Origin of the sequence: Nocardia pseudovaccinii NBRC 100343 (assembly GCF_001613225.1) — a bacterium.
Classification (GTDB): domain Bacteria; phylum Actinomycetota; class Actinomycetes; order Mycobacteriales; family Mycobacteriaceae; genus Nocardia; species Nocardia pseudovaccinii.
In genome coordinates, this window is sequence record NZ_BDBY01000140.1 from 1 (window position 1) to 10918 (window position 10918).

At 67.3% G+C, this 10918-nt stretch carries 10 protein-coding genes and 1 pseudogene; 2 read left to right on the plus strand and 9 right to left on the minus strand.

What is annotated here, in order from left to right:
- On the minus strand, positions 1 to 805 hold an 805-nt coding region (locus tag NP3_RS16825; RefSeq protein WP_063042390.1), incomplete at its 3' end, for a M24 family metallopeptidase.
- 89 nt (positions 806 to 894) lie between these two features.
- On the opposite strand from NP3_RS16825, the gene NP3_RS16830 reads away from it, so the two are divergent.
- The gene (locus NP3_RS16830; RefSeq protein ID WP_063042392.1) at positions 895 to 1866 is read left to right on the plus strand and encodes a 5'-3' exonuclease; all 972 of its coding nucleotides are present in this window, start codon (positions 895 to 897) and stop codon (positions 1864 to 1866) included.
- 281 nt (positions 1867 to 2147) lie between these two features.
- On the opposite strand, the gene NP3_RS16835 is transcribed toward NP3_RS16830, so the two are convergent.
- From NP3_RS16835 to NP3_RS16865, 7 genes are all read right to left on the minus strand, one after another.
- Positions 2148 to 2876: a DUF4333 domain-containing protein gene (locus NP3_RS16835; RefSeq protein ID WP_063042403.1), complete on the minus strand. Its 729-nt coding sequence runs from the start codon at positions 2874 to 2876 to the stop codon at positions 2148 to 2150.
- A gap of 150 nt (positions 2877 to 3026) precedes the next feature.
- Complete coding sequence (locus NP3_RS16840) at positions 3027 to 5771, minus strand: DEAD/DEAH box helicase (RefSeq protein ID WP_063042394.1); 2745 nt, start codon at positions 5769 to 5771, stop codon at positions 3027 to 3029.
- Complete coding sequence (gene tatC / locus NP3_RS16845) at positions 5768 to 6721, minus strand: twin-arginine translocase subunit TatC (RefSeq protein ID WP_063042396.1); 954 nt, start codon at positions 6719 to 6721, stop codon at positions 5768 to 5770. The genes NP3_RS16840 and tatC overlap by 4 nt, the downstream gene beginning before the upstream one ends.
- A gap of 104 nt (positions 6722 to 6825) precedes the next feature.
- On the minus strand, positions 6826 to 7101 hold the full coding sequence (gene tatA, locus NP3_RS16850; RefSeq protein WP_040691476.1) for a Sec-independent protein translocase subunit TatA: 276 nt from the start codon (positions 7099 to 7101) through the stop codon (positions 6826 to 6828).
- Positions 7102 to 7231: 130 nt separating this feature from the next.
- Entirely contained in the window at positions 7232 to 8269 is a 1038-nt protein-coding gene (locus tag NP3_RS16855; RefSeq protein WP_063042398.1) for a 2-dehydropantoate 2-reductase, read from the minus strand.
- Between the two features lie 22 nt (positions 8270 to 8291).
- A complete protein-coding gene (locus tag NP3_RS16860) occupies positions 8292 to 9311 on the minus strand; it encodes a helix-turn-helix transcriptional regulator (protein ID WP_063042399.1) in 1020 nt (339 codons plus the stop codon).
- 76 nt (positions 9312 to 9387) lie between these two features.
- Positions 9388 to 10383, minus strand: coding sequence for a helix-turn-helix transcriptional regulator (locus NP3_RS16865; RefSeq protein ID WP_157124359.1), 996 nt, complete (start codon positions 10381 to 10383; stop codon positions 9388 to 9390).
- Between the two features lie 88 nt (positions 10384 to 10471).
- Between NP3_RS16865 and NP3_RS16870 the strand changes: the two genes are divergently transcribed.
- Entirely contained in the window at positions 10472 to 10768 is a 297-nt protein-coding gene (locus NP3_RS16870; protein ID WP_063042405.1) for an MTH1187 family thiamine-binding protein, read from the plus strand.
- Between the two features lie 3 nt (positions 10769 to 10771).
- Here the strand turns inward: NP3_RS16870 and NP3_RS47985 are convergent.
- Positions 10772 to 10918, minus strand: a pseudogene (locus tag NP3_RS47985) (Pup--protein ligase); the annotation flags it as partial.

A 10918-nucleotide genomic window follows, 5' to 3' on the forward strand; every position in this document is an offset into this window, starting at 1 on the left:
CGCGCTCCAGTTCCCCGAATTGTGTTGCCACGGTGGACTCGGGCGCACCGAGGACGTAGGTGCGGGTCGAGTCCGAGTAGTAGCCGGGGTCGACCGGGCCGCCGATATCGATCACCACCACATCTCCGGCTTCGATGCGGCGATCGGACACGCCGTGGTGCGGGTCGGCACCGTGCGGGCCGCTGCCGACGATGACGAAGGCCGCCTCGGTGTGCCCCTCCTCGACGATCGCCGCCTTGATGTCAGCGCCGACCTCGGCCTCGGTGCGCCCGACGCGCAGGAATTCACCCATCCGCGCATGCACCCGGTCGATGGCCGCACCGGCACGCCGCAGAGCCTCGATTTCGGCCTGGTCCTTGATCATTCGCAGTTCCCGCAGCACCGGCGTGGCCGAAGTGGGCAGTCCACTGACGGATTCGGCCAGCGGCAGTAGATGCAGTGCGGGCATGACATCGGTGACCGCGACCCGGGATCCGACGTGCAGCGACGACTTCACGAGCTGATACGGATCGACGCCGTCGACCCAATCGAGCACCTGCAAACCGAGTTCACCCGCAGCCGACCCCTCCAGCGAAGCCAGCTCGAGCTTCGGAATCACCACCGAGGGGGTGGCGCCGTCAGCCGTGATCACCAGACACGTCAGTCGCTCGAAGGACTCCGCCGCCGAGCCGATGAGATAGCGCAGATCCGGCCCCGGCGTGATCAATAGCGCGTCCAGATGAGCGGCGCGCATCGACTGCACCGCCCGCTCGAGTCGATCACCGTAGACATCCGCCGCGAATCGGGACTCCGTGTGCGAGCTCATACCGTGCGACGTTACCCGTCCCCGACATCAACCCGAATACGAATACCGATCACCCGAGGTTGTCGTTGCGGACAGGTAGCCTCAGCGGCGTGAACACTGCGACTTCCGGTGGGCCCCTGCTGTTGCTCGATGGCGCGAGCCTGTGGTTCCGCGCGTTCCACGCGATTCCGGAGAAGATCACCGCACCCGACGGCCGATCGGTGAACGCCCTGCGCGGCTTCACCGATATGGTCGCCTCGCTCATCACCAAGCACAAGCCGAGCCGGTTGGTCGTCTGCCTGGACCTGGAATGGCGCCCCGCATTCCGGGTGGCGCTGGTGCCGACCTACAAGACCCACCGTCTCGACACCACCGCGGATGCGGCACCCGGCGCCGAGGACGTGCCGGACACCTTGACCCCGCAGGTCGAGATGATCCTCGACGTGCTCGCCGCGGCAGGCATCGCCACCGGCGGCGCGATCGGACTCGAGGCCGACGACGTGCTCGGCACCCTGGCCACTCGCGAGCGCACCGATCCGGTGGTGGTTGTCAGTGGCGACCGTGACCTGCTCCAACTCGTCCGCGACGATCCGGCACCGCCGGTGCGCGTGCTCTACGCTGGTCGTGGTCTGGCCAAGGCCGAATTGTTCGGCCCCGCCGAGGTGTCCGCGAAATACGGTGTGCCACTGGAGAATGCGGGCCCGGCCTATGCGGATATGGCGACCCTGCGCGGCGACTCCTCCGACGGCTTGCCCGGCGTCGCAGGTATCGGCGAGAAGTCCGCCGCGATGCTCATCTCCCGCTTCGGCTCCCTCGACGCGCTCACCGCGGCCGTAGACGATCCCGCAGCCGATATGGCCCAGGGCATCCGCGCCAAACTCCGCGCCGCCGAGACCTACCTGAAAGCCGCCGCCCCGGTCACTCGCGTGGTCTGCGACGCCGATGTGGAGCTGTCCTGCCTCGACACCCTCCCCACGACCCCCGCCGACCCGGACCGCCTCCGCGAACTGGCCACCGCCTACAACGCGGAAAGCCCCATCACCCGCCTGATCGCGGCGCTGACCGCGGCGCGCTCGGGGTGACCGCACCGATCGTCACGCACAAGTGCGAGGCCTCGTATACCCAGTAACGACCTCGCATAGGTTGCACAGCTTGCGCGAGGCCGTCGCTATCTCTGCGCCACCAGGCGAAATCTCTGCGCCACCAGGCGAACAACTCGGCGGGCGCCGCCCGACTCAGCAGTTGGACCTACCTGCGGAGCGCCTGGTCGCCGCGCCACCGTACCCGCGCTCGCCTACCAGGCCCGCCGCAAGCGGGGTCGCCCCACCGACGCCCGCTCGCCGACCTGCCGACCGAAGAACCGTCAGTTCGGACGGCCGACCTCGTAGGTTCCGTCGTCCTTGGTGATCTTGACGGTGACCTTCTTCTGCTCGCCGCTGACCTTCAGGTCACAGGTGAAGGTCGCGTCGACCTTGACCTGCTGGCCGGAGGGGCAGGAGACGTCGGCGACGTCCTGGATTCCGTAAGAATCCGAGAGCACCTTCTTGACGCCGTCCTGAACGGCGGCTTGGTCGAGCTCGTCCTTGCTGGTCAGGACGAGCACCAGCACCACGATGGCGCCGATGACGGCGAGCGCGAGCACACCCAGGCCGATGAACAGGCCCTTGCTCTTACCGCCGCTGCTCGGCTGCGGGGTCTGCGGCTGCCACGGCTGTTGCTGGCCCTGCTGCCAGGGCTGTTGCTGCCCCTGCTGCGCGGACCAGTCCTGCTGGGTCGGCTGCTGCCCCCACTGCGGCTGACTCGGCTGGCTGGGCTGGGGCTGGCCCCACTGCGGCTGGCTGGGCTGGCTCTGCGGATTCGGCTGACCCCACTGCGGCTGACTCGGCTGGCTCTGCGGATTCGGCTGACCCCACTGCGGCTGTTGCGCGTTCGGATCGCCCCACTGCTGAGTCGGCTGCGCCTGCGGGGTACCACCCCACTGCTGAGTAGGCCCGGCTGCACCGGGTGCCTGCTGTCCGCCCCACTGCTGGGTGGGATCGTTGCGTCCCTCCCCGGGACCAGGGGCGTCGTTCGGTCCGTACGGGCCGCTCATCTGGTTGCCTCCACTCGCATCGTTATACACACGGTAGCCCCCCGCGTGAGACTCGTCGCACAACAGGACCAATCCGGTATGAGGTGCGATCCTGTCCGACTCCTCCGCCACGGTCGGTACGCGAAAGAAATCAAATCACAATCGAATCGGCTACGCGGCGTCCACGGCTACGACACCCCGTCGGATCGCGCGGACGGCCTTGGCCGCGGTCCCGGCGATCTCCACATCGTCGGCGGTTCCGTGGATCTGATCGAGCAGATCGATCACCTGTCGGCACCACCGCACGAAATCGCCCGCGGACAGCGGCGCGTTCTGATCACCGCTGGCCAGCAACGACTCGGCCAACCCATCGCCGCGCGCCCATTTGTAAACACCTGTCACGAAACCGAGATCCGGTTCACGGGTGGGCGGCAGCTTGTGCCGTGCCTCATCGGAGCGCAACTCACTCCACACCCCGACGGTCGCGCCGACGGCACGGCGAATCGGTTCGGTCGGCCCGCTGGCGCCGAGATAGCCGCCCTCCTGGCGGGATTCGTACACCAGAATGGAGACCACCGCCGCCAATTCGGCCGGACCGAGCCCGCGCCACAGTCCCTGCCGCAGACATTCGGCGACCAGCAGATCGCTTTCGGCGTAGATCCTGGCCAGCCGCCGTCCGTCGGCGGTCACCTCGCCCGCGTGCACGAACCCGCGCTCCTCGAGCAGGCCGAGGATCCGGTCGAAGGTGCGCGCCAGCGAATTGGTGGTCGCGGCAACCTTCTGGCGCATCGTCTCGGTCTCGCGCAGCAGCCGGTTGTAGCGCTCGCCGACCCGGCTCATCTGCTCGCGATCGGGCCGCGTATGCGCCGGATGCGACCGCAGACTGCGCCGCAATGTCGACAGCTCGCGGTCCTCGCCCGCCTGCGAACGGTCACCGCGCCGCGGCCGGCCCGGCGCCGAGATCCCGGTGCTGCGCAACGCCGATGCCAGATCGCGCCGAGTCCGTGCCGTGCGGTGATCGATCTTGCGCGGCAGCCGCATATGCCCCAGTGTCTTCGCGGGCACCGGGAAATCGGCGACCGATACCCGACCCGCCCACTTGTCCTCGGTCAGTACCAGCGGACGCGGATCCCCCGGCGTGGCATCCGGCTCCAGAATCACCGCGAGGCCCGCCCGCCGCCCGGACGGAATGGCCACCACGTCGCCGCGCCGCAGGGATACCAGCGCGTCGACCGCGGCTCCGCGCCGATCGGCCCGACCCTGCTGTGCGATCTGACGTTCACGCTGCTTGATCCGCTCGCGCAGGGAAATGTATTCCAGGAAGCCGCCGTCCTCGCCGCCGAGCTGATCGCGCAATTTGCGTAGCTGCCCCTCATTGCGCTCGATCCCGCGCACCAGCCCCACCACTGATCGGTCGGCCTGGAACTGTGCGAAAGACCGCTCGAGCAGTGCCCGCGACTCGTCCGCGCCCATCCGATCGATCAGATTGATCGACATGTTGTAGCCCGGCCGGAACGAACTACGCAGCGGATAGGTCCGGGTGGAGGCGAGCCCGGCGACCGCGCTGGTGTCGACCTCGGGCTGCCACAGCACCACCGCATGGCCCTCGACATCGATCCCGCGCCGCCCGGCCCGACCCGTGAGCTGCGTGTACTCCCCCGGCGTCAGCTCGGCGTGCGACTCGCCGTTGTACTTGACCAGCCGCTCGAGCACCACCGTCCGCGCGGGCATATTGATGCCCAAAGCCAGTGTCTCCGTGGCGAATACGGCCCGCACCAGACCGCGCACGAACAATTCCTCGACGGTATGCCGGAAGGCGGGCAGCATGCCCGCGTGATGCGCGGCCAGGCCGCGATGCAGCGCCTCGCGCCACTCCCAGTAGCCGAGCACCTCCAGATCGCCCTTGGGCAGATCCCCGGTGTGCTTCTCGATGATCGCGTCGATCTCTTCGGTCTCGTCGTCACGGCTGTGTTTACCCACCCCGTCGGCTCCGCCGACTGCCGTCCCCCTGAGATCCAGTCGCGAACGCAGGCATTGGGCAAGCGCCCCATCGCATCCGGCTCGGCTGAAGATGAAGGTGATCGCGGGCAGCAGCCCTTCCTCATCGAGCTTGGCCAGCACCTCCGGCCGCGGCAACGGCCGGAAGTTGCGGTTGCCACCGCGACCGCGCGGTCCACCCCAGCCGTTCATCCGGTCCGCCGCCTCACGGTGGCGGATATAGCGCACCAGATCCTCGTCGACGAGCACCTTCTGCTCGCTGGAGTCGGTATCGAACAGATCGAACATCCGCCGCCCGACCATGACGTGCTGCCACAGCGGCACCGGACGGGTCTCGTCCACGACCACCGCGGTATCGCCGCGCACGGTTTCCATCCACGCGCCGAATTCCTCGGCATTGCTGACCGTCGCGGACAGGCTGACCAGCCGCACATCCGGCGGCAGGTGCAGGATGACCTCCTCCCAGACCGCGCCGCGGAAGCGGTCGGCGAGGTAGTGCACCTCGTCCATCACCACATACGACAGCCCGCGCAGCGCGTCCGAGGAGGCGTAGAGCATATTGCGCAGCACCTCGGTGGTCATCACGACCACCGGCGCGTCCGGGTTGATCGACTGGTCGCCGGTGAGCAGTCCGACCTGGTCGCGCCCGTGCCGCTCGGTCAGATCGGCGAACTTCTGGTTCGACAGCGCCTTGATCGGTGTGGTGTAGAAACACTTTCCGCCCGCTGCCAACGCGAGGTGCACCGCGAATTCGCCGACGACGGTCTTACCCGCGCCGGTCGGGGCACAGACCAGCACACTGTGACCGCCCTCGAGGGCTTTACAGGCATTGCGTTGGAAGGGATCCAACCCGAAAGTCAGCTCGGCGGAGAACTTTGCCAGCTCGCCCGCCTGCGACTGGTGATACGTCACGGTCAGAGGGTATCGGAGTAGTCCGACACGGGTCGCGCTGATTTCTCCGCCGGATCCATGATCGAATCGGCGGGGTTGATCGGCTCGGGACCGGAGATCGTGGAGGCTTCCTCATCCGCCAGCGCCGCCAATTCCTCGGCCTCCCGACGTGCGCGCCGCTTGTCGTTGATCCGCGAGAACTGGATGGCGACCTCGAACAGCACCGTCAGGGCCAGCGCCAAGGCCAGCATGGAGAACGGATCCTGCGGGGTCACGATCGCGGCGAAGACGAAGAGCCCGAAGACGATTCCGCGCCGCCACTTGGCGAGCTTGTCGTAGTGCAGCACCCCGACCAGATTCAATCCGACTACCAGCAGCGGGATTTCGAAGCTGACACCGAAGATGACGAGCAGCTGGATGATGAAGCTGAAGTATTGCGTACCGCTCAGCGCGGTGATCTGCGCGTTGTTGCCGATATTCAGCAGAAAGCTCAACGCGTGCGCGACAACCCAATACGCGAGTACGGCGCCGGTCACGAACAGTGCGCTACCGGAGGTGACGAAGCCGACCGCGTACTTGCGTTCCTTCGCATACAGACCGGGCGTGATGAAGGCCCAGATCTGATAGAGCCACACCGGGGCAGCCAGTACCACGCCCGCCGTCATACCGACCTTCAACCGCAGCATGAACTGTTCGAAGGGAGCGGTCGCCAGCAGACGACAGGCGCCGTCTGTAGTGAGCACGGCTCGTGACGAGGCGGGCAGTGAACAGTAGGGTCCGGTCAGCAGCGAACCGAGGCTTTCGATGCCGAAGATCGTGTGCGCGTACCAGAAGAAGCCGAACAGCGTGGTGATGACGACCGCGGCAATCGAGATCAGCAGCCGACGGCGCAGCTCCTGCAGATGCTCGACCAACGACATGGTGCCGTCGGGATTCGTCCTGCGCTTACTGCGCCGGGGATCGAACGGGATTCGCATGGTGGTGTGTTGGCCCCTGGGGTCGACGGTGCCCGCAGCGGTCGGCGGGCAACAGCACTAGGCCCGGAGCGAGTTCGCTACTCACCCCGGCGGCAAGGCTGGGCTCAGAGCGACTTCGGCTGGGCCTGGGGCTCGGCCTGCGGCTGCGCGACCGTCGGCTGGACCGCCGAGGCCTGCGGCAGTTCGGCGGCCGGTTGCTGCACCGGTGCCGCACTTGCCTGTGCGCTGCTGCTCTCGTTCTGCATCTGGCTGACTTCGCTCTTGAAGATGCGCAGCGAGCGGCCCAGGCTGCGGGCGGCATCGGGCATACGCTTCGCGCCGAAGAACATCACGAAGACCGCGGCGATGATCAGCCAGTGCCAGATGCTCAGACTGCCCATAATTAAACCTCCAAAGAATGTGGTAGCTCCGATGCTACCGGACTATGACATGCGAGAACGCCCGCGTCGGTGCGCGTTCGCTGTGCGTTCAACCGCACTTGTACGACACGAAGTCCGCGGCCCGCGGGGTTCAAGATCGCCCTGCGGCCGTTCGCAGTTGCTCCAGCAGTTCCGGTCCGGTCCAGTCGCGGCGGTCGCCGTGTTCGGCGGCCACGATCAGTTCGATGAGACGCTGGTTGACCGGTGTCGGCAGGCCCACCATCGCGCCGAGGCTCACGATCTCCCCGCACAACCAGGAGATTTCGGTCTTGCGACCGAGTTCGAGGTCATCGGCCATGGACGAGCGCGCCTCCGGATCGATGGCCAGTACGGTCGCGGCGACCCGGCGGAAGATCCCGTCCGGAACAGTCAGCAGCCGAGCCATCCACTCCGGCGGCAGCGGCGTCAGCCGGGCGGGGCGAATTCGCGCCCTGTGCATCGCGGCGAGCGCCTCACGCTGGGTGAGGGCCAGGCAGCGCCGGAAGTCGCGGTCGGACAGTTCCTCGCGCAGCGGCCTGCCGGACAGCGCATTGATCGGGTTGTTGAGGTTCAGCAGCAGTTTCGCCCATTGCACCGGCAGCAGGTCCGGATACCGCCGCAGTGGCAGACCAGCCCGCGCGAATACGTCGGTGAACTGTGCGAGCGCCGGATCGTCCTGCACCGCCAGCCCGCCCTCGGTACCGCGATGGAACCGGCCGTCGGGCTGGTGCACGACGTTGAACATCACCATGCCTGCCAGCACCACGCAGGTGGGCAGGATCTCGCGGATCACCGCGTCGTTGCCGATACCGTTCTGCAGGCTCAGCACCAGGGTGCCGGGGCGGATCTTGCCGTCGAGGTCGCGCACCGCCGCCGCGGTCGCCGCCGACTTCACCGTAACCAGCACCAGATCGGCGGACCCGACATCCTCCGGCGTGGTCGACACCCGCACCGCATCCCCCGCCACCGCGACGTCACCGCCGTCGAGGTCGGTGAGCCGCAGCCCGGACGCGCTGATCTCGTCCAGCACCCGCTGGCGGCCGACGAATGTGACATCGGCGCCGGCCGCCGCCAGCTTTCCGCCGACAAAGGACCCGATACTTCCGGCGCCCAGGACCAGCACCCGAGCGGGTGCTACTACCTCACTCACACCGCTCCAGCCTCCGTGCGATTCATCTGGTCTCCAGGAAACCGGCCGATTCGTAGGCGGCCAGCGCGGCGTTCGAGCGTTCGCGCACCGCGGTGATCAATTCGGGCGGGCCGAGCACCGTGACGCCGGAACCGAAGCCGAGCAGCAGCCGCGCCATCCAGTCCATGGTGGCGAAGCGCATGGTCGTCTCGATGCTGCCGTCCGGGTGCACCGCCATCCGGTGCATCGGGTATTGATCGAGTACCCAACCGTAATCACCGCGAATGCGCAAGCGTGCCAATGGAACCGCGGGATCGTCCTGGAACAGGTCGAGTGCGGCGGCCTCCGCGGTCGCATGGCTCGGTGGCCGGGCGGGCTCGTCGAGTTCGGTGGCCGCCTCGATCCGATCGAAGCGGAACAGTCGCACTCCTTCGGCCTCGCGGCACCAGGCCTGCAGGTAACTGTTGTTGTCCACCAGGACAATCCGAATGGGATCGACGACGCGCTCGGATACGACATCGCGGCTCGCCGAGTAGTAGACCAGTCGCAGCACGCGCTGGCAGGCCAGCGCCGAACGTACCGTCGATACCGCCGGGGCCTCGGTCGGCAGGTGTTCGCGGGCCTCGTCGACGGTCTTGCCGCCGACGATGGCCGATTCCAGTTTCGCGATCGCCGCATGCGCCGCGGTCGGATCGACCATGCCCGGCATATCCACGATCGAGCGCAGCGCCACCAGCAATGCGGTCGCCTCGGTGGAGGTCAGCCGCAGCGGCCGGTCGATGCCCGCCGAGAAGGTGACCTCGATGCTCTCCTCGGAGAACGACAGGTCGATCAGGTCGCCCGGCCCGTAGCCGGGTAGGCCGCACATCCACAGCTGGTTGAGATCGCTCATCAGCTGTTTGGTTGTCACGCCGAGATCGGCGGCGGCCTCGGCGGCACTGATCCCCGGATTGGCGATGAAGTACGGAATCATGTTGAGCAGCCGTGAGAGCCGAACCGAAAGTCGACTGCGCTCGGCTGTGCCTGTCGTCCGCTCGGCTACACCTGGCTTTCGCTCGCTCATGCCTGCACCTCGCTGACGCTCGGCTCCGGCACGAGCGAGAGCTCGGCTGTATCTATTGTTCGCTCGCTACGCTCGCTCATGCGGTGACCTCCGTGTGGTCGAAGACCGAACGCAATCGCGCAACCACATCCGCGCGCAGTTCCTCCGGTGCGAGCACTACGGCATCTGGACCGAGTCCGGTGATCAAGCGCGCCAACCAATCTCGGGATCGGATGGGCAATTCGACGACCACGCCGTGGCGTTCGCCGATGGTGCGCTCTTCCAGCACGGGCCCGAGTCGACGGATCTCACGGCCGTGGCCGTCGGCCACCCACACCGTAGCGGTTCCGGTCACCGGGGCGCTGCCGGTGACCGTCCCGACGATCTCACGCAGATCCACGCCCTCGGGCTTGCCGACCGCATTGGGCGGGCCGTAGGCGGTCACATCATCGCCGATGCGCGATAGCCGGAAGCTGCGGACCGCCTCCCGGTTCCGATCGTGCCCGACCAGATACCAGCGGCCGTTGTGGGTGACCACACCCCACGGCTCCACATCACGCATGACATACGGCTCGTTGATCGCACCCCGATGTTCGAACCGCACCGCCTGACCGGCATCGATCGCGGCCAGCAGCTTGCCGAGCACCGCATCCGAGCCACGGGTGCGCGCCGGGACCGCGGGCACCGACGCCACCGCGGCATCAGTCTCGACGTGGATCCCGGCCGCACGCAACTTCAACAGCGCGCCCTCGGCCGCGGCCGCCAGCTCCGGTGACTCCCACATCTGCACCGCGACCGCGACCGCCGCCGCTTCCTCGCTGGTCAGATCGATATCGGGGAGTTCGTAGGCGTCACGGTTGATCCGATAGCCCTCCACCGTCGAAAATCGGCTCACCTGCCCGACCTCCAAGGGAATCCCCAGGTCACGCAGCTCGTTCTTATCGCGTTCGAACATTCGGCTGAACGCCTCGTCGCTGGCCGAATCCTCGTACCCCGCGACGCTGTCCCGAATCCGCTCCGCGGTCAGGAATTGCCGGGTCGACAGCAGCGCGATGACCAGATTCATCAGCCGCTCGACCTTGGATATCGCCACTCGACACAGGGTAATCGGCCGCCCACCGCGACCGCGCGTCGGCGCGCGATTCACTCCGATCCGGTTCGCGCGCGGCCATTATGGAGCCATGATCATCGCGTTCTCAGTCACACCGCTCGGCGAGGGCGTCGACGTCGGCCGAGCCGTCGCCGAAGCCGTCCGCATCGTGCGAGCCAGCGGTCTGCCCAATCGCACCGGCGCCATGTTCACCACGATCGAAGGCGAATGGGACGAGGTCATGGCCGTGGTCAAAGCCGCGACCGACGCCGTCCTCGCCGCGGCGCCCCGCTGCAGCCTCGTCCTCAAAGCCGATATCCGCCCGGGCGTCACCGACGCCATGACCTCGAAGGTCGAGACCGTCGAGCGCTACCTCGCCGAGGAGTAGCGCTTACATCGAGGCGATCAGCCGATCCACTCGTTCGTCGACAGAGCGGAACGGGTCCTTGCACAAGACCGTGCGCTGGGCCTGGTCGTTGAGCTTGAGGTGCACCCAGTCGACGGTGAAGTCACGGCCCGCTTCCTGGGCGGCGGTGAT

Bases quoted from the DNA above. Each gene is read 5' to 3' on its own strand.
- tatA (WP_040691476.1), bottom strand. From the start codon at position 7,101: ATGGGCAGTCTGAGCATCTGGCACTGGCTGATCATCGCCGCGGTCTTC.
- NP3_RS16860 (WP_063042399.1), bottom strand. From the start codon at position 9,311: ATGAGCGAGCGAAAGCCAGGTGTAGCCGAGCGGACGACAGGCACAGCC.
- NP3_RS16870 (WP_063042405.1), top strand. From the start codon at position 10,472: ATGATCATCGCGTTCTCAGTCACACCGCTCGGCGAGGGCGTCGACGTC.
- NP3_RS16835 (WP_063042403.1), bottom strand. From the start codon at position 2,876: ATGAGCGGCCCGTACGGACCGAACGACGCCCCTGGTCCCGGGGAGGGA.
- tatC (WP_063042396.1), bottom strand. From the start codon at position 6,721: ATGCGAATCCCGTTCGATCCCCGGCGCAGTAAGCGCAGGACGAATCCC.